Raw genomic sequence first — 21,994 nt, forward strand, 5'->3', positions numbered from 1 at the left:
GTGCAACCGCAATCCCCCCGCCCCATGAGTATGCACGCCGTCACACGTGGTCACCACGCCCTTTCGGCCACAGTTGAAACCCCTTTCGGCAGGGGCGTGACAACCGAAATCCTGTACTCCGCCGGGCACACTCCGATGCGACCGAAACGCTCCGCGAAGGCCGTGGGGGGCTTTGCGGGGCCTGGCGGTCGGTCGCACCGGGAAGCGCCGACGTGCCCGGCAGAATGACAGCGGCGGTGGACGGGTGGGGATCCGTCCACCGCCTGCTGGCGTAAAGATTCGTTGAACAACAAAGAAATAGGCGCGTCCGCCCTCGGGGGTCAGGGAACCCGGGGGCGGACGCGGTCTGCAGGCCCTTGCGGGGCCGGGGATCAGCGGCTGTCGCTGCCCTTCGCCTCGGCGGCCGCACGACCGGCCTCCAGGCGCGCCACCGGAATCCGGAAGGGCGAGCAGGAGACATAGTCGAGGCCGACCTCGTGGAAGAAGTGGACGGACTCGGGGTCGCCACCGTGCTCACCGCAGACGCCGAGCTTCAGGTCGGGGCGGGTGGCCCGGCCGGCCTGGACGGCGCTGCGGACGAGCGAGCCGACGCCGTCCTTGTCGATGGTCTCGAAGGGCGAGACCCCGAAGATGCCCTTCTCCAGGTACGCGGTGAAGAAGCTGGCCTCGACGTCGTCGCGGGAGAAGCCCCACACCGTCTGGGTCAGGTCGTTGGTACCGAAGGAGAAGAACTGCGCGGCCTCGGCGATCTGGCCGGCGGTCAGGGCGGCGCGCGGCAGCTCGATCATCGTGCCGATGGACAGCTTGAGGCTGGTGCCGGTGGCGGCCTCGACCTCGGCGATGACCGCGTCGGCCTCCTCGCGGACGATCTCCAGCTCCTGGACGGTGCCCACGAGCGGGACCATGATCTCGGCGCGCGGGTCGCCCTTGGCGTTCTTGCGCTCGGCCGCGGCCTCGGCGATCGCCCGGACCTGCATCTTGAACAGGCCGGGGATGACCAGACCCAGGCGGACACCGCGCAGACCCAGCATGGGGTTCTGCTCGTGCAGCTTGTGGACGGCCTGGAGCAGGCGCAGGTCGTTCTCGTTGGCGTCCTTGCGGGACTCGGCGAGGGCGACGCGCACCGACAGCTCGGTGATGTCGGGCAGGAACTCGTGCAGCGGCGGGTCGAGGAGGCGGACGGTGACGGGCAGGCCGTCCATCGCCTCGAACAGCTCGACGAAGTCCTTCTTCTGGAGCGGCAGGAGGGCACTGAGTGCCTCCTCGCGCTCGCCGTCGGTGTCGGCGAGGATCAGGCGCTCGACCAGCTCGCGGCGCTCACCGAGGAACATGTGCTCGGTGCGGCACAGGCCGATGCCCTGGGCGCCGAAGCGGCGGGCGCGCAGCGCGTCCTCGGCGTTGTCGGCGTTGGCGCGCACCCGCAGCCGGCGGACGCGGTCGGCGTACGCCATGATCCGGTGCACGGCGGCGACGAGCTCGTCGGCGTCGTCGGCGCCGGCGTGCATGCGGCCCTCGAAGTACTCGACGACCGGGGAGGGTACGACGGGTACCTCACCGAGGTAGACCTTGCCGGTGGAGCCGTCGATGGAGACGACGTCGCCCTCTTCGATGACCGTGTCGCCGACCGTCATGCGGCGGCGCTTGGTGTCGACGTCGAGCTCCTCGGCACCGCAGACGCAGGTCTTGCCCATGCCGCGGGCGACGACGGCGGCGTGCGAGGTCTTGCCGCCGCGCGAGGTCAGGATGCCCTCGGAGGCGATCATGCCGTCCAGGTCGTCCGGGTTGGTCTCACGGCGGATCAGGATGACCTTCTCGCCGGAGCGGGACCACTTGACGGCCGTGTACGAGTCGAAGACGGCCTTGCCGACGGCCGCGCCCGGGGAGGCGGCGATGCCGCGGCCGAGCAGCGTGGTCTTGGCCTCGTCGTCGAAGCGCGGGAACATCAGCTGCGCCAGCTGGGCGCCGTTGACGCGCTGGAGGGCCTCGGCCTCGTCGATCAGGCCCTGGTCCACGAGCTGGGTGGCGATGCGGAAGGCGGCGCCGGCGGTGCGCTTGCCGACGCGGGTCTGGAGCATCCACAGCTGGCCGCGCTCGATGGTGAACTCGATGTCGCAGAGATCCTTGTAGTGGGTCTCCAGCGTCTCCATGATCGTCATGAGCTGGTCGTACGAGACCTTGTCGATGGCCTCCAGGTCCGCCAGCGGCACGGTGTTGCGGATGCCGGCGACGACGTCCTCGCCCTGGGCGTTCTGCAGGTAGTCACCGTAGACGCCCTGGTGGCCGCTGGCGGGGTCGCGGGTGAAGGCGACGCCGGTACCGGAGTCGGGACCCAGGTTGCCGAAGACCATGGAGCAGATGTTGACCGCGGTGCCCAGGTCGCTCGGGATGCGCTCCTGGCGGCGGTAGAGCTTGGCGCGGTCGGTGTTCCACGAGTTGAAGACCGCCTCGACGGCGAGGTCCATCTGCTCGCGGGCGTCCTGCGGGAAGGGGCGGCCGGCCTCCTTCGCCACGATCTTCTTGAAGCGGGTGACCAGCTTCTTCAGGTCGGCGGCGTCGAGGTCGGTGTCGACGGTGACCTTCTTGGCGGCCTTGGCCTCGTCGAGGGCGTCCTCGAAGAGCTCGCCCTCGACGCCGAGGACGGTCTTGCCGAACATCTGGATGAGGCGGCGGTACGAGTCCCACGCGAAGCGCTCGTCACCGGCCTGGGCGGCGAGGCCCTTCACGGACTCGTCGGAGAGGCCGATGTTGAGGACGGTGTCCATCATGCCCGGCATGGAGAACTTGGCGCCGGAGCGCACCGAGACCAGCAGCGGGTCGTCCGACTGGCCGAGCTTCTTGCCCATCTTCGACTCGAGGGCGGCAAGGTGGGCGCTGACCTCGTCGCGCAGCGCGGCCGGGGCCTCACCGCTCTCCAGGTAGACCTTGCAGGCCTCGGTGGTGATGGTGAAGCCGGGAGGGACCGGGAGGCCAAGGTTGGTCATCTCGGCGAGGTTGGCTCCCTTGCCGCCGAGAAGGTCCTTGAGGTCGCGGTTGCCCTCGGTGAAGTCGTAGACGAACTTCTGATCTTTGTTTTCCGACACGGGTCTCGACTCCTCGAGGCTCGGTGGCTGCCCTGACGGCCAGGAACATACCCAGATCGAAGGCTTATGGGTATGTCCACTTGGTCGACATGCGGCTGTAACCACCCGTGCGCCAGCAGATCGAAAGTAACTCAAGAGTAATCAGAAGACCCAAAGAGCGTTCACCTCCCGAAGGGAGAGGGCGCCCGATCCGCCTGAACGCGCTCGGATGAGCGATCATCGATACATTTGCGTTCAAGTCTTGAACGAACAAAGGGTGGCACCCAGTGCCACCCTTTGAAAGTCTTACCCGTGACCTCGCTGCTCATCTGAGCGAAACCTTTCCCATGCGTGGCGTATATCACGCAGCACGGAGGGCGATTTGTCAGCCTCCGGAGGTGTCCAGTTCGGCGTCCTCGCTCACGCCCGCACAGTCGTACGGATCCTTCAACCAGCCGTCCGGCAGGACAACTCGGTTGTTTCCGGACGTCCGGCCCCGCGGACCGTCCGCACTCTCGGGCCAGGCCTGATCCAAGTCGAGCTCGCTCAGATGAGCATCCAGTTCGGCCAGCGAAGAGGTGACCGCGAGCTTCTTGCGCATCTCGGAGCCCACCGAGAAGCCCTTGAGGTACCAGGCCACGTGCTTACGGAAGTCGATCACCCCGCGCGTCTCGTCGCCGATCCACTCCCCCAGCAGCTGCGCGTGCCGGAGCATGGTGCCCGCGACCTCGCGCAGCGCCGGCTTGTGGAAGTCCTCCGGGCGGCCCTCGAAGGCCGCCACCAGGTCGTTGAACAGCCACGGGCGCCCCAGGCAGCCGCGGCCGACGACCACGCCGTCGCAGCCGGTCTCGCGGACCATGCGCAGCGCGTCCTCCGCGCACCAGATGTCACCGTTGCCGAGCACCGGGATCTCCGGCACGTGTTCCTTGAGCCGCGCGATGGCTTCCCAGTCGGCGGTGCCGCCGTAGTGCTGGGCGGTGGTGCGCCCGTGCAGGGCGATGGCGGTGACGCCCTCCTCGACGGCGATGCGGCCCGCGTCGAGGTAGGTGAGGTGGTCGTCGTCGATGCCCTTGCGCATCTTCATGGTCACCGGCAGGTCACCGGCTCCGGAGACGGCCTCGCGGAGGATCGCGCGCAGCAGGTTCCGCTTGTACGGGAGGGCCGAGCCGCCACCCTTGCGGGTGACCTTGGGGACCGGGCAGCCGAAGTTCAGGTCGATGTGGTCGGCACGGTCCTCTTCGACGATCATGCGGACCGCCTTGCCGACCGTTGCCGGGTCCACCCCGTACAGCTGTATCGAGCGGGGCTTCTCCGTTTCGTCGAAGTGGATCAGCTGCATGGTCTTCTCGTTGCGCTCGACCAGGGCGCGGGTCGTGATCATCTCACTCACGAACAGCCCCTTGCCGCCGGAGAACTCTCGGCAGAGAGTGCGGAACGGGGCATTGGTGATGCCGGCCATGGGCGCGAGCACCACCGGGGGCTGGACGGTGTGCGGGCCGATCGCGAGGGGCGGAGGGAGCGTGGTCATCCGCCCATTGTCCCGCATGCCGAGCGGGTAGGGCAGACGTACGATCGGCGGCATGATCGAGCCGAGTCAGCCGGGTCAGCCGAGTCGCCGGCAGCGCATGATCGTTCTGGCGATCTGCTGCATCAGCCTGCTGATCGTCAGCCTCGACAACACCGTGCTCAACGTCGCGCTGCCCTCGATGCGCCGCGATCTGGACGCCTCGGTGTCGGGCATGCAGTGGACGATCGACGCCTACACGCTGGTGCTGGCCTCACTGCTGATGCTGATGGGCTCCACGGCCGACCGGATCGGGCGCCGCAAGGTGTTCGTCGCCGGCCTCGTGCTGTTCTCCGTGGGCTCCCTGCTGTGCTCGCTGGCCCCCAGCCTGGACTGGCTGATCGTCTTCCGGATGGTCCAGGCGGTCGGCGGCGCCATGCTCAACCCGGTGGCGATGTCGATCATCACCAACACCTTCACGGACCCCGCGGAGCGGGCGCGGGCCATCGGCGTGTGGGGCGCGGTCGGTGGCATCTCGATGGCCGCCGGCCCCCTGATCGGCGGCGTGCTGGTGGACTCCGTGGGCTGGCGCTCCATCTTCTGGGTGAACCTGCCGGTCGGTCTCGTGGCGCTCGCTCTGACCCTGCGGCACATTGCCGAGTCGCGTGCGGCGCGGCCGCGGCGGGCCGACCCGGTGGGCCAGCTGCTGGTCATGGCACTGCTGGGCAGCCTGACGTACGGGATCATCGAGGCGCCGGCCGCGGGCTGGCACTCGCCGCTGATCATGGGCTGCGCCCTGGTGGCCCTGGCCTCGCTGGTGGGGCTGCTGGCGTACGAGCCCCGGCGCGCGGAGCCGCTGATCGACCTCCGGTTCTTCCGCAGCGTCCCCTTCAGCGGGGCGAACCTGATCGCCGTCACCGCCTTCGCCGGGATGGCCGGGTTCCTCTTCCTGAACACGCTGTACCTCCAGGACGTACGCGGGCTGGACGCGCTGCACGCGGGGCTCTACATGCTGCCGATGGCGGCGCTGACCATGCTCTTCGCGCCGCTGTCGGGGCGGCTGGTGGGCAGTCGGGGGCCGCGGCTGCCGCTGCTGATCGCGGGTGTCGCGATGGCCGCGAGCGGGCTGCTCTTCGCCGCGTTCGGGGCCGAGACCTCCACGCCGCTGCTGTTCACGGCGTACGTGGTGTTCGGGCTCGGCTTCGGCATGGTCAACGCCCCGATCACCAATACGGCGGTCTCGGGGATGCCGCGCTCCCAGGCGGGCGTCGCCGCCGCCATCGCCTCCACCAGCAGGCAGACCGGCGGCACGCTGGGTGTCGCGATCGTCGGTTCCGTCCTGGCGGCGGGCCTGGCGGACGGCTCGGACTTCGCCCGGGCGACCGGGCCGGCCTGGTGGATCATCACGGGGTGCGGCCTGCTGGTCTTGGTGGTGGGCGCGGCCTCGAGCGGCCCCTGGGCCCGCTCCACGGCGGAGCGGACGGCCCGAGCCCTCGACCCGGCGGCCGCCCACGCCCCGGCCGACGTCTGACCGACCGTCCCCCTTCATCGCGGCGTCCGGACCCGCTCTGCCCGTCCGACTCGTCCGCGCCGGTGTCGATCCGTGCCTGCAGGCCGCGCCGCGTGGCCCGGCTCATCCTCCGGGAGGGCAGCGAACAGCTCATCCATGGCATCGCCACGCTAACGAGTGACAGATATTGAAATCTGTCACTCGTCATGCCATTCTCGTTCCATGGCTACCCACGAAAACCTCAACGTCCTCCCGAACCCGACCCCGACCCCGACCACCCCGAGCCCGGCCCCCGCGGCCGCCCCGGCCCACCGCACGCTCGGTGCGACCGGCCCGTCCGTCTTCCCGATCGGCCTCGGCTGCATGGGGATGTCCGCCCTCTACGGGGAGGCCGACCGCGCCGAGTCCCTCGCCACCATCCACGCCGCGCTCGACGCGGGCGTCACCCTGCTCGACACGGGCGACTTCTACGGCATGGGCCACAACGAGCTGCTGATCAACGAAGCCCTGCGCACGGCGCCCGCCGCGGCCCGCGAGCAGGCGCTGACCAGCGTCAAGTTCGGCGCACTGCGCACGGTCGAGGGCGGCTTCACCGGCTACGACGGCCGGCCGGAGGCCGTCCGGAACTTCCTCGCCTACTCGCTCCAGCGCCTCGGGCGGGACCACATCGACATCTACCGGATCGCCCGGGTGGACCCGGACGTGCCGATCGAGGAGACCGTCGGCGCCATCGCCGAGGCGGTCGAGGCCGGGCACGTGCGCCACATCGGCCTCTCCGAGGTCGGCGCCGACACCCTGCGCCGGGCCGCCGCCGTGGCCCCGATCGCGGACCTCCAGATCGAGTACTCCCTCATCTCCCGCGGCATCGAGGCGGAGATCCTGCCGACCGCCCGCGAGCTGGGCATAGGCATCACCGCGTACGGGGTGCTCTCCCGGGGGCTGATCAGCGGGCACTTCGCCCGCGACCGTGCGCTGGCCCCGGGCGACTTCCGCGGCATGAGCCCCCGCTTCCAGGGGGCCAACCTCGACCGCAACCTCGACCTGGTCGACGCCCTGCGGAAGGTCGCGGAGAACAAGGGGGTGAGCGTGGCCCAGACCGCCATCGCCTGGGTGCTGTCGCGCGGCGAGGACATCGTGCCGCTGGTGGGCGCCCGGCGCCGGGACCGGCTGGCCGAGGCACTGGGGGCCGCGGAGATCACGCTCGGCGCGGCCGACCTGGCGGCCATCGAGGAGGCCGTGCCCGTCGGCGCCGCGGCGGGCGATCGCTACCCGGCGGCCCAGATGGCCCACCTCGACAGCGAACACTGAGCCGGCGGTACGGTCTTACACATGCCACCCGCTGCCGCCGAGCCCCTGACACCCGAGCGCATCCTCGAAACCACCGAGGAAGTGCTGCGCCGCTTCGGACCCACCAAGGCGACGGTGGTGGATGTGGCCCGCGCCCTGGGCGTCAGCCACGGCAGTGTGTACCGGCACTTCCCGTCGAAGGCGGCGCTGCGCGAGGCCGTCACGGACCGCTGGCTCGCCAAGAGCGTGGTGATGCTGGAGGAGATCACCTCGGCGCCCACCGAGAGCGCCCCCTCCAAGCTGGAGGCGTGGCTGGAGGCCCTTTTCGAGGCCAAGCGCCACAAGGCCGGCGACGACCCGGAGCTGTTCGCCACCTACACGGTGCTGCTCGCCGAGAACAGCAGCATCGTGGACGCGCACCTGACCGAGCTGATCGAGCAGTTGGCCCGGATCATCGCCGAGGGGGTGGAGGCGGGTTCGCTCGCCGCCGACGACGTGCCGGCCGCCGCCCGCGCGGTCTTCGATGCCACCGGCCGCTTCCACGATCCGCAGTACGCGGCCGACTGGGTCTCCCCCACGATCTTCACGGAGTTCGAGGCGGTCACCTCGCTGATCATTCGGGGCCTGCGCGCCTGACGCGGGCCACGGCCCGGCCCGGGTCCCGCCCCGGTGTGTCCGGAACCGGTCGGTCCGGACGGCTTGGCGATCATTTTGGGCCTGGTCGGCTTGTACATGTCACCTCCGTGTCCTTACGGTCCCCCTACCGCACTCATCAGGCACGTTCCAGGGGGAACCTTGTCCGCCCAAGCAGCACGACCCGCGCCTCCCGCACGCTCCGGCGCCGCCACCGCCATCGGCTGGATCCTGACCATCGGCCTCAACGTGGTCGCGCCGATCATCACGTACAACACGCTCACCGAGGACCACGGCTGGAGCGAGTTCTCGGCACTGCTCCTGAGCAGCGCCTGGCCGGTGCTCGACAGCGCCATCAGCGTGGCCTGGCGTCGCAAGCTCGACGAATTCGCCGTCGTCACCCTGGTGTTCCTGGTGATCACGGCCGTCGTCTCGCTCGTCGGCGCCCACTCGGCCCGCGCGCTGCTGATCAAGGACTCGGGCGTGACCGGGCTGTTCGGCCTGCTCTGCCTGGCCACCCTGCTCGCGTCTCGCCCGCTGATGTTCTACTTCGGCCGCAAGTTCGCCACCGACGGGACTCCCGAGAGCACGGCCTGGTGGAACGGCCTGTGGCAGTACGAGGGCTTCCGCACCACCATGCGCACCATGACCCTCGTCTGGGGCGTGGCCTACATCGCCGAGGCGCTGGTGCGGATCGGCCTGGCCTACGTCCTGGACACCAAGACCATGGTGACCCTGAGCCCGATCATGATCTACGGGGTGCTGGGCTGCCTGGGCGTGTGGACGGCGCTCTACGGAAAGCGGTCCCAGGCCGAGGGCGAGCGCCGCGCCGCCGAGGCGGCCGCCGCCGGGGCCGGTACCCAGACCGCCTGATCGGGGCCGGACAGACCGGTGGCCCGGTGCGCACCTCGCGCACCGGGCCACCGGTCTTCGTGTGTCCGCGGGGACCCAGCTCGTCCCTAGCAGCCGAGCAGGCGGCTGCCGAGGTAGCTCTGGATCTGGTCCAGGGAGACGCGCTCCTGCTTCATGGTGTCGCGCTCGCGCACGGTCACCGCGTTGTCGTCCAGGGTGTCGAAGTCGACGGTGACGCAGAACGGCGTACCGATCTCGTCCTGGCGGCGGTAGCGGCGGCCGATGGCACCGGCGTCGTCGAACTCGATGTTCCAGTTCTTGCGCAGGTCGGCGGCGAGGCCCTTGGCCTTCGGCGACAGCTGCGCATTGCGGGACAGCGGCAGGACGGCGACCTTGATCGGGGCCAGGCGCGGGTCGAAGCGCATCACGGTGCGCTTCTCCATGACGCCCTTGGCGTTCGGGGCCTCGTCCTCGTTGAACGCGTCGAGCATGAAGGCGAGCATGGCGCGGTTGACACCGGCCGCCGGCTCGATGACGTACGGGGTGTAGCGCTCGCCCGCTTCCTGGTCGAAGTAGGTGAGGTCCTGGCCGGAGGCCGCGGAGTGCGCCTTGAGGTCGAAGTCGGTGCGGTTGGCGACGCCTTCGAGCTCGGAGAACTCATTGCCGCCGAAGTTGAAGCGGTACTCGATGTCGGCGGTGCGCTTCGAGTAGTGGGACAGCTTCTCCTTCGGGTGCTCGTACCAGCGGATGTTCTCCTCGCGGATGCCGAGGTCGCGGTACCAGTTCCACCGCTCCTGCATCCAGTACTCCTGCCACTGCTCGTCCTCGCCCGGCTTGACGAAGAACTCCATCTCCATCTGCTCGAACTCGCGCGTGCGGAAGATGAAGTTGCCCGGAGTGATCTCGTTCCGGAAGGACTTGCCCATCTGCGCGATGCCGAACGGGGGCTTCTTGCGCGAGGTGGTCTGCACCTGGGCGAAGTTGGTGAAGATGCCCTGGGCGGTCTCGGGGCGCAGGTACGCCTTGGAGCCGGTGTCCTGGGTCGGGCCGAGGTGGGTCTCCAGCATGCCGGAGAACTGCTTCGGCTCGGTGAACTGGCCCTTCACACCGCAGTGGGGGCAGTTGATGTCGGCGAGACCGTTGGCGGGCAGGCGGCCGTGCTTGGCCTCGTACGCCTCTTCCAGGTGGTCCGCGCGGTGACGCTTGTGGCAGGCGGTGCACTCGGTCAGGGGGTCGGAGAACGTCGCGACGTGACCGGAGGCCACCCAGACCTCGGGGGCCAGGATGACGGAGGAGTCGATGCCGACGATGTCCTCACGTCCGGTGACCATCGCCTTCCACCACTGGCGCTTGATGTTCTCCTTGAGCTCGACACCGAGCGGGCCGTAGTCCCAGGCAGCCCTGGAGCCGCCGTAGATCTCACTGCACGGGAAAACGAAGCCACGGCGCTTGCTCAGGCTGACGATGGTTTCGATCTTGTCGGCGGCCACGGTGCTCTCTTCATTACGAGGACGAACGGCGAAGGCTCCAGGTTACCGGCGCCCGCACCCCCCCTATCAAATCGGATCCCCTTCCACGGGCCCGCCCACACCCCTCTCACCAGGCTTTTTGACAACCGTTTCCATCTTTGATGAAAATGGATGTCATGAACGTACGACGCCTCATACCGACCGCCGCCCTCGCCGGGGCCGTGGCCCTCGCCGCCACCGCCCTCACCGCCTGCTCCGGAGCGGCAGGCAGCGGCAAGGACGGCACGCTCGACGTGACGGCGTCCTTCTACCCGATGCAGTTCCTGGCCGAGCAGATCGGCAAGGACCACGTGAAGGTCACCGCCCTGACCAAGCCGGGCGTCGAACCGCACGACCTGGAGATCACCCCGAAGCAGACCGCGCAGCTCGCCGAGGCCGACGTCGTCCTCTACCTCAAGAGCCTGCAGCCCGCCGTCGACAAGGCCGTCGCCCAGTCCGGCGTGAAGAACGTCGTCGACGCCGCCACCCTCACCCGGCTCGAGGCCCACGGAACCTCCGGCCACGACCACGGCCACGAAGGCGATCACGCCGAGGGCGAGGGCGAGGGCCACGACCACGGGGCCGAAGCCGGCGAGGACCCCCACGTCTGGCTCGACCCGGTCAAGTACGCGGAGGTCACCAAGGGTGTCGGCGCGGCCCTGGAGAAGGCCGACCCCGACCACGCGGCGGACTACAGGAAGAACACCGACGAGCTCGTCGGCAAGCTGACCGCGCTGGACACCGAGTTCAAGGACGGCCTGAAGAACACGGCCACCAAGACCTTCATCACCACCCACTCCGCCTTCGGCTACCTCGCCGAGCGCTACGGCCTGGACCAGGAGGGCATCTCCGGAGTCGACCCCGAGTCCGAGCCGAGCCCGGCCCGGATGAAGGAACTCCAGGCCGTCGCGAAGCAGGAGAATGTCTCCACGGTGTTCTTCGAGACGCTGGCCAGCGACAAGACCGCCAAGTCCCTCGCGACCGACACCGGCCTGAAGACGGACGTCCTGGACCCGCTCGAGGGAATCACCGACAAGTCCCAGGGCGCTGACTACTTCGAGGTCATGCGTTCCAACCTGAAGAACCTGCAGAAGGCCCTCGGAGCCAAGTGATGACAGCAGCAGCAACGGAGGCGCGAGCCATGCAGTCCACGCCCCGACCGGCTGACGACCAGCCCGTCATATCCCTGCGCGGGGCCACGGCCTCGCTCGGCTCGCGCCCCGTGCTGCGCGGGATCGACCTCACCGTCCGCCGCGGTGAGGTCGTCGCCCTGCTCGGCGCCAACGGCTCCGGCAAGTCCACCGCCGTGCGTGCCGTGGTCGGCCAGGTCCCGCTCTCCGGCGGTGAGCTGTCGCTCTTCGGCACCGGCTTCAAGCGCTTCCGCGACTGGTCGCGCATCGGGTACGTCCCCCAGCGCACCACCGCCGCCAGCGGCGTCCCGGCCACCGTCCGCGAGGTCGTCTCCTCCGGCCGCCTGGCCCGCTCCCGTTTCGGAATCCTGCGCAAGGCCGACAAGGCCGCCGTCGAGCGGGCCCTGACGCTGGTCGGCATGGAGTCCCACGCCGACGCCTCCGTCAACGCCCTCTCCGGCGGCCAGCACCAGCGCGTACTCATCGCCCGGGCGCTCGCAGTCGAGCCGGAGCTCCTGATCATGGACGAGCCGATGGCCGGGGTGGACCTGGCCAACCAGGAGGTCCTCGCGGGCGCCCTGCGCGAGCAGGTCGCCGCCGGAACCACCGTCCTGCTCGTCCTGCACGAGCTGGGCCCGCTGGAGCCGCTGATCGACCGGGCCGTCGTGCTGCGCGACGGCTGCGTCGTCCACGACGGGCCGCCCCCGGAGGCCGTGGGCCAGCACGCCCTGCCCGGCCACGACCACGTACACCCCCACGCGGCGCACGACGCCGAGCCCCTGCGGACGGGACTGCTGAGCTGATGGACCTCCTGAACTACGCCTTCATGCAGCGGGCGCTGCTCGCGGCCGTGCTGGTCGGCCTCACCGCCCCGGCCATCGGCACGTACCTCGTCCAGCGCCGCCAGGCCGTCATGGGCGACGGCATCGGCCACGTGGCGATGACCGGCGTCGCGCTGGGCTTCCTGTTCAACGCCAGCCCGGTGTGGATGGCCACCCTGGTCGCGGTCGTCGGCGCGGTCGGCATGGAGCTGATCCGCTCCCGCGGCCGGACCAGCGGTGACATCGCGCTGGCCATGCTCTTCTACGGCGGCCTGGCCGGCGGCGTGATGATCATCAACCTGGCTCCGGGCGGCTCCACCGCCAACCTGACCAGCTACCTCTTCGGCTCCATCACCACCGTCTCGGCCGAGGACGTCACGGCGGTCGTGATCCTCGCCGCGTTCGTCATCGCCGTCACGCTGGGCCTGCGCCGTCAGCTGTTCGCCGTCTGCCAGGACGAGGAGTTCGCCCGCGTCACCGGCCTGCCGGTGCGCGCGCTGAACCTGCTGATCGCGGTCACGGCGGCCGTCACCGTGACCGTCGCCATGCGCATCGTGGGCCTGCTGCTGGTCAGCGCCATGATGGTGATCCCCGTGGCGGCCGCCCAGCGCGTCACCCGCGGATTCACCGCGACCCTGTCGGCGGCCATGGTGATCGGCGTGCTCGTCTCGCTCACGGGCACGGTGACCACGTACTACATCGACGCGCCGTCCGGTGGGACCATCGTGCTGCTCGCCATCGCCGTCTTCATGGTGATGACGGCGGTCTCGACCCCGCTGGCCAGGAGGCGGGCGAACGCGGCCCGCGAGGCCGAGGAGGTCTGCACCCGCGACGACGTGAAGGTCTAGGGCGGCCGGCCGCCTGGCACAATGACGGCAGGCCGATACGAGGAGGAACCGGTGGCGACTGCGCCTGGCGAGACGAATACCGCGCCAGTACGAGGACGATCCACCCGCCAGCGGGCCGCCGTAGCGGCGGCGCTGGACGAGGTGGACGAGTTCCGCAGCGCCCAGGAACTCCACGACATGCTCAAGCACCGTGGCGACTCCGTGGGCCTGACCACCGTCTACCGCACCCTGCAGTCCCTCGCGGACGCCGGCGAGGTCGACGTGCTGCGCACCAGCGACGGCGAGTCCGTGTACCGGCGCTGCTCCACCGGGGAGCACCACCACCACCTGGTCTGCCGCAAGTGCGGCAAGGCCGTCGAGGTGGAGGGCCCGGCCGTGGAGAAGTGGGCCGAGTCCATCGCGGCCGAGCACGGCTACGTGAACGTCGCCCACACGGTGGAGATCTTCGGCACCTGCGCCGACTGCGCGGCCGCCGCCCCAAAGGTGTGACCGCGCGCCGCGGCGCCGCCGCTAGAGCCGCTTCAGGTTCCGGTCCAGGATCGCGCGCAGCCGGTCCACCTCGGCCGGGTCCTGGGCGCCGCGCTTGGGCAGGACCATGATGGCCACCGCCCCCTTGCCCTCGCTGAGCAGCACGAACGAACCCGCCGTCTCCGCGTACGTCGGATGCACGGCCCAGCCCATGCGCGTCGTCGAGGCCTGGTTCGCCACCTGGAACCCGGAGTCGTCGACGGTGGTCCGGGTGTCCCCCGCCTTCGCCAGCAGCCCGCCGAAGGCCCGCGCCGTGAGCCAGTGGCCGTACAGCGAGACCACCCACAGCAGCACCCCGGCGGCCACGAAGAAGGCCGGCTTGTCGGTGGAAGGGCTCGACGCGAACAGGGCGGGCACGCCGAGGAGCAGCAGCAGCGTCCCGACCCCGCGGAACACCCAGAGCCTGCGGCGCCCCGCGGCCGTGTGCCGGTCGCGGGCCCGGAGCGCCTCCGCCATGTCCGCCTTGGTGAGCCGGTAGGCGAGCTCCACCGCCTGCTCCTGCTCCTGCTCCACATTCATGTCCATGACAGTGGAGGGTAGCGGCCGGGCGGGCTCAGCCGGTCGGGGATTCCGGCTGGTTGGGCACGGCGCCGCCGAAGCGGCGGTCGCGCTGCGCGTACTCCAGGCAGGCCCGCCACAGGTCACGGCGGTCGAAGTCGGGCCACAGCACGTCCTGGTAGACCATCTCGGCGTAGGCGCTCTGCCAGATCAGGTAGTTGGAGGTGCGCTGCTCGCCACTGGGGCGCAGGAAGAGGTCCACGTCCGGCATGTCCGGGTAGTAGATGTACTTCGCGAAGGTCTTCTCGTTGACCTTCGACGGGTCCAGCTTGCCGGCCGCGACATCGCGGGCAATGGCCTGCGCCGCGTCCGCGATCTCCGCGCGGCCGCCGTAGTTGACGCAGAAGTACAGGGTCATCGCGTCGTTGTCGACGGTCTGCTCCTGCGCGACCTGCAGCTCCTGGACGACGGACTTCCACATCTTCGGCATGCGGCCGACCCAGCGGATGCGGATGCCCAGCTCGTTCATCTCGTCGCGGCGGCGCCGGATGACATCGCGGTTGAAGTTCATGAGGAAGCGCACCTCGTCGGGCGAGCGCTTCCAGTTCTCCGTCGAGAAGGCGTAGAGGGAGAGGTTCTTGACTCCCATCTCCAGGCAGCCCTTGAGCACGTCGAGCACGACGCCCTCGCCGACCTTGTGGCCCTCGGTGCGCGGCAGGCCACGCTCCTTGGCCCAGCGGCCGTTGCCGTCCATGACGATGGCCACGTGGTTCGGGATCAGCTCGCCGGGGATCTTCGGCGGGACCGCACCGGACGGGTGCGGCTCGGGAACCTTGTACTCCCGGCGAGAGCGTCCCAGAATCCCGCGTCGTGCCATGTGTCCAGCTCCTATTTCTCGACGTATCGCAAGGAGCGTAGCCCGCGCTCCAGATGCCAGTGCAGATAGGCCGAGACCAGCCCGCTGCCCTCCCGCACGTGACGCGCCTCGCAGGCGTCCGCGTGGTTCCAGTCGCCCGTCAGCAGGGCGCTGAGCAGGGCGATGGCCTCCGACGAGGGTACGACGCTGCCGGGCACCCGGCAGTCCCCGCATATGACCCCGCCCGCGGCGACGGAGAAGTGCCGGTTCGGGCCGTGGATCCCGCACTTCGCGCAGTCCTCGAAGCTGGGGGCGTAGCCGTTGACGGCCAGGGAGCGCAGCAGGAAGGCGTCGAGGATGAGGTGCGGTTCGTGTTCGCCGCGCGAGAGCGTGCGCAGGGCGCCGACCAGCAGGAGGTACTGCTGTACGGCCGGCTCGCCCTCGTTCTCGGTGAACCGCTCGGCGGTCTCCAGCATCGCGGTGCCGGCGGTGTAGCGGGCGTAGTCGGTGACGATCCCGTTCCCGTACGGGGCGATGATCTCGGTCTGCGTGCACAGCGGGAGGCTGCGGCCGATCAGCTCGCTGCCGCGGGCGAAGAACTGCACGTCGGCATGGGAGAAAGGTTCCAGCCGGGCGCCGAATTTGGATTTCGTGCGCCGGACCCCGCGGGCGACGGCCCGTACCCGGCCGTGGCCCCGGGTGAGCAGCGTGATGATGCGGTCCGCCTCACCCAGCTTCTGGGTGCGCAGCACGATGCCGTCGTCGCGGAACAGACTCATGCGCCCATTGTCGCCTGCCCGGGCAGGGCGATGGCCCTCCGCCCGGACACGGTCCGGGCGGAGGGCCGACGCCCCTTGGGAGGATCAGGAGGCGGGTGCGGGTTCCTCGTCCGCGTCCGCCTTCGCGGCATCTGCGGCGACCGCGGTCACGGCGGCGCCGACCTTGGCCTCGGCCACCGTCTCGGCTGCGGCCTCGGTCTTCGCCTGAGGCACCTCGGGCGCCTCTTCCTTGCCGGCGGGCTTGTCGGCTGCCTTGTCGGCTGCCTTGTCGGCGGCCTTGGCCTCGGGCTCGGGCTCGGTCTCGGACGCGGCTTCCGCCTCGACCGCCGGGGCCTTCGCCTCGGACGGGGCTTCCGCCTCGGCCGGCGCCTCGCTGTCGGCCGGACCCGACGCCTGGGCGGGCACCGCGGCCGATATGGAGGCGTGCGCGTCGTCCTTGGCCAGACCGTTGAAGATCAGGTTGAGCACGATCGCCGCCGTGGCACCGAGCGTCACACCACTGTTCAGGAGCGAGGAGAGGTCCGCGTCCATGTGGTCCTTGAAGAGCACCGGGACGGTGGCGGGGAGCAGCGCGAAGGCCAGGGAGACACCCACGACCAGCGCGTTCTTCTCCTCCTTGAGGTCGACCTTGGCCAGCGTCTGGATACCGGCCAGGGCCACCATGGCGAACATCACGGTCGCGGCGCCGCCGAGCACGCCGTGCGGGACGGCGGCGACGATCGCGGCGGCCTTCGGGATCAGGCCCAGCACGATCATGAAGACACCGGCGGCGACCACGACGAAGCGGCTCTTGACCTTGGTCATGCGGACCAGGCCGACGTTCTCGGCGAAGGCGACGTACGGGAAGGAGTTGAGGACGCCGCCGAGGGCGGTCGCGGCGCCGTCGGCCCGCAGGGCGCGGGCCACGGTCTCGCTGTCGATCTCCTTGCCGACGATGTCGCCGACGGCGTACGTGTCACCGGTGGTCTCGACCATGGTGATCAGCATGACGATCAGCATCAGCAGGATCGGGAACCAGGCGAACTTCGGCGCTCCGTAGTGGAACGGGGTGGTGATGCCGATCCAGTCCGAGTTGGTCACGTCGCCGAACTTGGCGTCGCCGAGCAGGAAGGCGACCGCGGTGCCGCCGACCAGGCCGAGCAGGATGGAGATGCTGGAGAGGAAGGGCTTGCCGAGCTTCATCAGGACGAGGATGAAGATCATCGTGCCGCCGGCGTAGGCGAAGTTCCTGGGATCGCCGAAGTCGGGGCTGCCGAGGCCGCCCGCGGCGTCGTTGAGGCCGACGGGGATCAGCACGATGCCGAGGACGGTGATCACCGTGCCGGTGACGACCGGCGGGAAGAGCCTCATGACCGTACGGAAGGCCTTGGGGGGCAGCCAGGCGAAGGCGAAGGTGGCGATGCCGGCCGTGATGACCGCGCCGTAGATGACGAGCAGGCCCGCCGTCCCACCGCCCGCCCCGAGGCCTATCGCGATCATCGGGGACACCGCGGTGAAGGTGACGCCCTGGATGAGGGGCAGGCGCGCGCCGATCCGGCCGATGCCGAAGGCCTGGATGATCGAGGCGATACCGCAGGTGAACAGGTCCGCGTTGATCAGGTAGACCAGTTGCTCGGTGGTGAGGCCGAGGGCACCGCCCACGATGATCGGGACGATCACCGCGCCGGCGTAGAAGGCGAGTACGTGCTGGAAGCCGTACAGCGCGAGCTTGGGAACGGGGAGCACCTCGTCGACCGGGTGCGTGCTCTGGTCTCCACTGGGGGAGAGCCGGGCGGCGACACGTGCCATCTCTGCCTTGCCCTTCAAAGAGGTAGGTAATTGAGAGGAGATCTGGTTATCCCCGGCCGGAGTGGGTCGCTATCCCGTTGATCCGCCGGGGTTGTCAGTGTGTTCACGCTTATGTGCATCGAAGCCGCTCTGTGTTAACGGCCTCGTGTTGTCGTGTGACCGGAATTGAACGCCTGTGGGGGGCCTCACAGATATCGTCGACTTCCACAAATTGTTGACCCTGGAGAGCACCTGATCTGTAGGTTTCTCCAATGGCACGACCGCGTGCGGAGGTGTACGCGCACAGCGCCCCCAAAAGGGCTCCGACGGCTGCGCACCCGCGAAGTCCACGCCGTCTGACCTGCGAAGAAAGGCTTCGCTTCCCTTCGGATCCGCGAAGTCGGAACGCGCGCTCCGGGTGTCCGACTGGTGGACTGACGGTGTGTGGACCATGTGATTCCGGCGTTCACAGGACGTTCACGAGACCGGAAAAGGGCCCTGTGAGGCCGGATCGTTACCTCCCACCCGGCCACTTTCGGACGGATCCGCTCCGCTCAGCGGGTCCCGGCGTCCGGAACAGCGAAAAACGCCCGAACCCCGGAGGGCTCGGGCGTCACGTCGGCGGGTACGGGGGCGGGCGCTACGGCGCGCGCACCGCCGACAGCAGCCGGGCCACGTCGTCCGCGTCGATCCGCAGCGCCGCGCCGACGGTGGAGAGCACCTCGCGCTCCGCCGGGATGTACGGGCCGTCCGCGAGCGCGATACGGGCCCCCTGCAGCAGGATCGACTCCCGGCCCGGACCCGCCAGGTGCGGAGCGAGCGGCTCCAGGGCCTCGTGGAGCTCGATCGACAGCGCGGCCCCGCAGCACTCCGGTACGTCGTACAGCCCGAGCCGCCCCTCGTCGCTCGACAGCGCCTCCACGAGGGACTCCAGCTGCTCCTCGGAGCAGTCCTGGAACCCCGCGGCCCGTACGGCGTGCAGCGCGGCCTCCAGCGCGCTGCGCGAGGCGGTGCCGCCGGCGGCGAGCACGGCCAGCGCCACGGTGTGCACGGCGTCGCGCAGCATCGCGGTGAAGCGGGTGGTGGTGAGGTGGTCCAGGACGTCCGTGGCGAAGCGCTCCCGGCAGGCCTGGCACTCGACGACGGGCCCGGCGCTCCCGCGCGGCAGCAGCGGCACGCCCATGACGGTGAAACGGCGGCGGCCGGTCCGCCGGCGGTAGTTGCGGTCTCCACCGCAGGCCGGGCAGAAGAACTCCCCGTCGCCCACGGTGCTCCAGGTGGTACGGATGCCCCAGACCGTCAGCTTCCGGCCGTCCCCACCCCGAACTGGCAGCACGTCGCACCTCCGTAAACGCCCCCGTCGCCCTTCGGGCACGGGAGGGACCCCCACGGCAACATCGCCGGGTTGGCGTGATGTTAGCCACATCGGTGAGGATGCGTCAGTCGTGTGACAAGACAACATCGGGCGGGGGCCGCACTTGGCCGAAGTGCGCCCCCGCCACCTCGCCCTCTTCCCTACGCTCGGCCGCATGAACGAGAAGTCCTGTCTGGTGACCGGCGCCGCGAGCGGCATCGGCCGGGCCACGGTCCTGCTGCTGGCCCGCTCGGGGGCCCGGGTGACCGCGTCCGACGTCAACGGCCCCGGCCTCGAGGCCCTGCGCGCGGAGCTGGCCGCCGAGGGTCACACGATCACCGTCGTGACCGGTGACGTGTCCGATCCGGCGGCCAACCGCGCGATGGTCGAGGCGGCCGTCGGCGCGTACGGGCGGCTCGACGTCGCCGTGGCGAACGCCGGCGTGATCCCCCTTTCGGATGTACGGGAGACCAGCCCCAAGGACTGGGACCACGTCATGGCGGTCGACGGCCGGGGGATGTTCCTGACCTGCAAGTACGCGATCGAGGCCATGACCGCCCAGGATCCGCCGGGCGGGGCGCTGGTGTGCCTGTCCTCGATCTCGGGGGTCGCGGGACAGGCCCGGCAGGCGGCCTACGGGCCGGCGAAGTTCGTGGCCTCGGGGCTGACCAAGCACCTCGCGGTGGAGTGGGCGCCGCACGGGATCCGCGTCAACGCGGTGGCCCCCGGCACCATCCGTACGGAGCGGGTGCTGGCGCTGGACGAGGAGCCGGGTGGCCCGGAGTACCTCGCCGAGATCGCCGGAGCCCATCCGATGGGCCGGCTCGGGGAACCGGAGGAGGTGGCCCGCGTCATCGCCTTCCTCGCCTCCGACGCGGCCTCGTTCGTGACGGGGGTGGTCCTGCCGGTGGACGGCGGCTACCTGGCCCGCTGAGGCCCGACGGAAAATGGCGGAGCCCCGCCCCTCCGGCCGGAGGGGCGGGGCTTCGCACGGGTGGTTCAGCGGCCCGCGCGGTTGACGGCGGAGATGACCGCCTTCAGGGAGGCGCGGGTGGTGTTGGCGTCGATTCCGATGCCCCACAGGACACGGCCGTCGATCGCGCACTCGATGTACGAGGCGGCCACGGCGGAGGCGCCCTCGCTCATGGTGTGCTCGGTGTAGTCCAGCAGGCGGGCGTCGACGCCGATGCCGGCCAGTGCGTCGAAGAAGGCCGAGATCGGGCCGTTGCCGGTGCCGTTCAGCACGGTGTCCACGCCGTCCACGACCGCCTCGACGGTCAGCGTGTCGGTGCCGTCCTTGTCGGTGGTGGTCTGGCCGGAACGCAGCTGGATGCGGCCCCACGGGTTCTCGGGGTTCGGCAGGTACTCGTCGGAGAAGACGTCCCAGATCGCCTTCGGCGTGACCTCGCCGCCCTCGGCGTCGGTCTTCGCCTGGATGATCCGGGAGAACTCGATCTGCATGCGGCGCGGCAGGTCCAGCTTGTGGTCGTTCTTCAGGACGTACGCGATGCCGCCCTTGCCGGACTGCGAGTTGACGCGGATGACCGCCTCGTAGGAGCGGCCGACGTCCTTCGGGTCGATCGGCAGGTACGGGACCGCCCACTCGATGTCGTCGACCGTCTTGCCCTGGGCGGCCGCGTCGGCCTCCATGGCGTCGAAGCCCTTCTTGATGGCGTCCTGGTGGGAGCCGGAGAAGGCGGTGTAGACCAGGTCGCCCGCGTAGGGGTGGCGCGGGTGGACCTCCATCTGGTTGCAGTACTCGCTGGTGCGGCGGATCTCGTCGATCTGGGAGAAGTCGATCTGGGGGTCGATGCCCTGGGAGAACAGGTTCATGCCCAGCGTGATCAGGTCGACGTTGCCGGTGCGCTCGCCCTGCCCGAACAGGCAGCCCTCGATGCGGTCGGCGCCGGCCATCAGCGCCAGCTCGGCGGCGGCGACGGCGGTGCCGCGGTCGTTGTGCGGGTGAACGGAGATGCAGATGTGCTCGCGGCGGGTCAGGTTGCGGGCCATCCACTCGAAGCGGTCCGCGTGCGTGGACGGCGTCGAGCGCTCCACGGTGGCGGGCAGGTTCAGGATGATCTCGCGGCCCTCGGCCGGCTGCCACACGTCACAGACCGCCTCGCAAACCTCCAGGGCGAAGTCCAGCTCGGTGTCCGTGAAGATCTCCGGGCTGTACTGGTAGCCGAAAACGGTCTCGGGGCCCAGCAGCTTCTCGGCGTACTCCATGACCAGGCGGGTGCCGTCGACGGCGATCTGCTTGATCTGCTCCTTGGAGCCGCGGAAGACGACCCGGCGGAAGGTCGGGGCGGTCGCGTTGTACAGGTGCACGGTGGCGCGCTTGGCACCGATCAGCGACTCGACGGTCCGTTCGATCAGGTCCTCGCGGGCCTGGGTCAGCACGGAGATGGTGACGTCGTCCGGGATCGCGCCCTCTTCGATGATGGAACGTACGAAGGCGAAGTCGGTCTCACCGGAGGACGGGAAGCCGACCTCGATCTCCTTGTAGCCCATGCGCACCAGCAGGTCGAACATCTCGCGCTTGCGGGCGGGCGTCATCGGGTCGATCAGCGACTGGTTGCCGTCGCGCAGGTCGGTGGAGAGCCAGCGGGGAGCCTTCGTGACGCGGGCGTCCGGCCAGGTGCGGTCCGGGATGTCCACCTGCTCGTACTGGCCGTACTTGTGGATCGGCATCCCGGAGGGCTTCTGGGTGTGGGTCGCGTTGGTGATGGGCGTGGGGCGACCGACAAAAGTGTGCTGACTCATGGCGTTGGGCTCCTCGCGTGTTCGCGTGTAGTTCGCTGAACGGCCGACGACGGTCGTAAAAACCGCAACACCAAACTCCGCGGGGAGGGGGTCGGCCTACGACTACAGACCCTCGCCGCGGCAGCTAAGGAGAAGCAGCCCGAAACGCATGATGGGCCGAGCCTAGCCGAGCCGCGCCGTAACGCGAGGACCTGTTCAGTATGCAAGACCGCCCTGTCCGATTTACACCAAATGTGAGCTAAGCCTCTTTCACTCGGGAAGGTCCGTTGGATCCGTCAACGCGACGCCCCCGCATTC

18 protein-coding genes are annotated in these 21,994 nt (G+C 69.7%); 9 read left to right on the forward strand and 9 right to left on the reverse strand.

The genetic code is table 11. The features are described 5' to 3' along the window. Positions 1–371: 371 nt before the first annotated feature. Entirely contained in the window at positions 372–3,080 is a 2,709-nt protein-coding gene (gene ppdK / locus ACIP5M_RS30315; protein WP_401202591.1) for a pyruvate, phosphate dikinase, read from the reverse strand. A gap of 364 nt (positions 3,081–3,444) precedes the next feature. After that, positions 3,445–4,605 carry a tRNA dihydrouridine synthase DusB gene (gene dusB / locus ACIP5M_RS30320; protein ID WP_401202593.1) on the reverse strand — a complete coding sequence of 387 codons (1,161 nt, stop codon included), beginning with the start codon at positions 4,603–4,605 and terminating at the stop codon, positions 3,445–3,447. Positions 4,606–4,684: 79 nt separating this feature from the next. Here dusB and ACIP5M_RS30325 point away from each other — a divergent pair, with 79 nt between their 5' ends. The 4 genes from ACIP5M_RS30325 to ACIP5M_RS30340 all read left to right on the forward strand — a co-directional run bounded on the left by ACIP5M_RS30325 (position 4,685) and on the right by ACIP5M_RS30340 (position 8,866). Further along, positions 4,685–6,094 (forward strand): MFS transporter, encoded by a 1,410-nt coding sequence (locus ACIP5M_RS30325; RefSeq protein ID WP_401202760.1) that lies wholly within the window; start codon positions 4,685–4,687, stop codon positions 6,092–6,094. A 201-nt stretch (positions 6,095–6,295) separates the two neighbouring features. After that, complete coding sequence (locus tag ACIP5M_RS30330) at positions 6,296–7,381, forward strand: aldo/keto reductase (RefSeq protein ID WP_401202595.1); 1,086 nt, start codon at positions 6,296–6,298, stop codon at positions 7,379–7,381. Positions 7,382–7,402: 21 nt separating this feature from the next. Further along, complete coding sequence (locus ACIP5M_RS30335) at positions 7,403–7,996, forward strand: TetR family transcriptional regulator (RefSeq protein ID WP_401202596.1); 594 nt, start codon at positions 7,403–7,405, stop codon at positions 7,994–7,996. Between the two features lie 159 nt (positions 7,997–8,155). Further along, a complete protein-coding gene (locus ACIP5M_RS30340; RefSeq protein WP_401202598.1) occupies positions 8,156–8,866 on the forward strand; it encodes a VC0807 family protein in 711 nt (236 codons plus the stop codon). 86 nt (positions 8,867–8,952) lie between these two features. Here the strand turns inward: ACIP5M_RS30340 and ACIP5M_RS30345 are convergent, their stop codons facing one another. Next, the gene (locus ACIP5M_RS30345; RefSeq protein WP_401202599.1) at positions 8,953–10,335 is read right to left on the reverse strand and encodes a glycine--tRNA ligase; all 1,383 of its coding nucleotides are present in this window, start codon (positions 10,333–10,335) and stop codon (positions 8,953–8,955) included. 155 nt (positions 10,336–10,490) lie between these two features. On the opposite strand from ACIP5M_RS30345, the gene ACIP5M_RS30350 reads away from it, so the two are divergent. The 4 genes from ACIP5M_RS30350 to ACIP5M_RS30365 are packed head-to-tail and all read left to right on the forward strand — an operon-like array spanning position 10,491 to position 13,641. Next, positions 10,491–11,465, forward strand: a complete 975-nt coding sequence (locus ACIP5M_RS30350; RefSeq protein WP_401202601.1) for a metal ABC transporter substrate-binding protein — start codon at positions 10,491–10,493, stop codon at positions 11,463–11,465. 29 nt (positions 11,466–11,494) lie between these two features. After that, positions 11,495–12,286 (forward strand): metal ABC transporter ATP-binding protein, encoded by a 792-nt coding sequence (locus ACIP5M_RS30355; RefSeq protein WP_401202763.1) that lies wholly within the window; start codon positions 11,495–11,497, stop codon positions 12,284–12,286. Continuing rightward, a complete protein-coding gene (locus ACIP5M_RS30360; protein WP_401202602.1) occupies positions 12,286–13,152 on the forward strand; it encodes a metal ABC transporter permease in 867 nt (288 codons plus the stop codon). The genes ACIP5M_RS30355 and ACIP5M_RS30360 overlap by 1 nt, the downstream gene beginning before the upstream one ends. 51 nt (positions 13,153–13,203) lie before the next feature. After that, complete coding sequence (locus ACIP5M_RS30365; protein ID WP_401202603.1) at positions 13,204–13,641, forward strand: Fur family transcriptional regulator; 438 nt, start codon at positions 13,204–13,206, stop codon at positions 13,639–13,641. Between the two features lie 21 nt (positions 13,642–13,662). Here the strand turns inward: ACIP5M_RS30365 and ACIP5M_RS30370 are convergent, their stop codons facing one another. The 5 genes from ACIP5M_RS30370 to ACIP5M_RS30390 form a co-directional block, all read right to left on the reverse strand. Then, complete coding sequence (locus ACIP5M_RS30370) at positions 13,663–14,205, reverse strand: hypothetical protein (RefSeq protein WP_401202604.1); 543 nt, start codon at positions 14,203–14,205, stop codon at positions 13,663–13,665. A 28-nt stretch (positions 14,206–14,233) separates the two neighbouring features. Beyond that, positions 14,234–15,055, reverse strand: coding sequence for an isoprenyl transferase (locus ACIP5M_RS30375; protein ID WP_401202606.1), 822 nt, complete (start codon positions 15,053–15,055; stop codon positions 14,234–14,236). Between the two features lie 11 nt (positions 15,056–15,066). Beyond that, positions 15,067–15,813 carry a DNA repair protein RecO gene (gene recO, locus ACIP5M_RS30380; RefSeq protein ID WP_215141943.1) on the reverse strand — a complete coding sequence of 249 codons (747 nt, stop codon included), beginning with the start codon at positions 15,811–15,813 and terminating at the stop codon, positions 15,067–15,069. 84 nt (positions 15,814–15,897) lie between these two features. Beyond that, the gene (locus ACIP5M_RS30385) at positions 15,898–17,601 is read right to left on the reverse strand and encodes a solute carrier family 23 protein (RefSeq protein WP_401202608.1); all 1,704 of its coding nucleotides are present in this window, start codon (positions 17,599–17,601) and stop codon (positions 15,898–15,900) included. A 619-nt stretch (positions 17,602–18,220) separates the two neighbouring features. Beyond that, a complete protein-coding gene (locus tag ACIP5M_RS30390) occupies positions 18,221–18,916 on the reverse strand; it encodes a TerB family tellurite resistance protein (protein ID WP_401202610.1) in 696 nt (231 codons plus the stop codon). A gap of 193 nt (positions 18,917–19,109) precedes the next feature. Between ACIP5M_RS30390 and ACIP5M_RS30395 the strand changes: the two genes are divergently transcribed. Next, positions 19,110–19,868, forward strand: coding sequence for an SDR family NAD(P)-dependent oxidoreductase (locus ACIP5M_RS30395; protein ID WP_401202612.1), 759 nt, complete (start codon positions 19,110–19,112; stop codon positions 19,866–19,868). 65 nt (positions 19,869–19,933) lie between these two features. On the opposite strand, the gene leuA is transcribed toward ACIP5M_RS30395, so the two are convergent. Continuing rightward, positions 19,934–21,697 (reverse strand): 2-isopropylmalate synthase, encoded by a 1,764-nt coding sequence (gene leuA / locus ACIP5M_RS30400; RefSeq protein WP_401202614.1) that lies wholly within the window; start codon positions 21,695–21,697, stop codon positions 19,934–19,936. Positions 21,698–21,994 lie beyond the last annotated feature (297 nt).

This window comes from Streptomyces sp. NPDC088762 (assembly GCF_044750905.1).
GTDB lineage: Bacteria > Actinomycetota > Actinomycetes > Streptomycetales > Streptomycetaceae > Streptomyces.

What these genes read in the sequence shown, in the direction of transcription:
- ACIP5M_RS30350 (WP_401202601.1), top strand. Translation starts at nt 10,491, where the DNA reads ATGAACGTACGACGCCTCATACCGACCGCCGCCCTCGCCGGGGCCGTG.
- dusB (WP_401202593.1), bottom strand. Translation starts at nt 4,605, where the DNA reads ATGCGGGACAATGGGCGGATGACCACGCTCCCTCCGCCCCTCGCGATC.
- ACIP5M_RS30335 (WP_401202596.1), top strand. Translation starts at nt 7,403, where the DNA reads ATGCCACCCGCTGCCGCCGAGCCCCTGACACCCGAGCGCATCCTCGAA.
- ACIP5M_RS30395 (WP_401202612.1), top strand. Translation starts at nt 19,110, where the DNA reads ATGAACGAGAAGTCCTGTCTGGTGACCGGCGCCGCGAGCGGCATCGGC.
- ACIP5M_RS30385 (WP_401202608.1), bottom strand. Translation starts at nt 17,601, where the DNA reads ATGGCACGTGTCGCCGCCCGGCTCTCCCCCAGTGGAGACCAGAGCACG.
- ACIP5M_RS30325 (WP_401202760.1), top strand. Translation starts at nt 4,685, where the DNA reads ATGATCGTTCTGGCGATCTGCTGCATCAGCCTGCTGATCGTCAGCCTC.
- ACIP5M_RS30370 (WP_401202604.1), bottom strand. Translation starts at nt 14,205, where the DNA reads ATGGACATGAATGTGGAGCAGGAGCAGGAGCAGGCGGTGGAGCTCGCC.
- ACIP5M_RS30360 (WP_401202602.1), top strand. Translation starts at nt 12,286, where the DNA reads ATGGACCTCCTGAACTACGCCTTCATGCAGCGGGCGCTGCTCGCGGCC.
- recO (WP_215141943.1), bottom strand. Translation starts at nt 15,813, where the DNA reads ATGAGTCTGTTCCGCGACGACGGCATCGTGCTGCGCACCCAGAAGCTG.
- ACIP5M_RS30330 (WP_401202595.1), top strand. Translation starts at nt 6,296, where the DNA reads ATGGCTACCCACGAAAACCTCAACGTCCTCCCGAACCCGACCCCGACC.
- ACIP5M_RS30355 (WP_401202763.1), top strand. Translation starts at nt 11,495, where the DNA reads ATGCAGTCCACGCCCCGACCGGCTGACGACCAGCCCGTCATATCCCTG.
- leuA (WP_401202614.1), bottom strand. Translation starts at nt 21,697, where the DNA reads ATGAGTCAGCACACTTTTGTCGGTCGCCCCACGCCCATCACCAACGCG.
- ACIP5M_RS30375 (WP_401202606.1), bottom strand. Translation starts at nt 15,055, where the DNA reads ATGGCACGACGCGGGATTCTGGGACGCTCTCGCCGGGAGTACAAGGTT.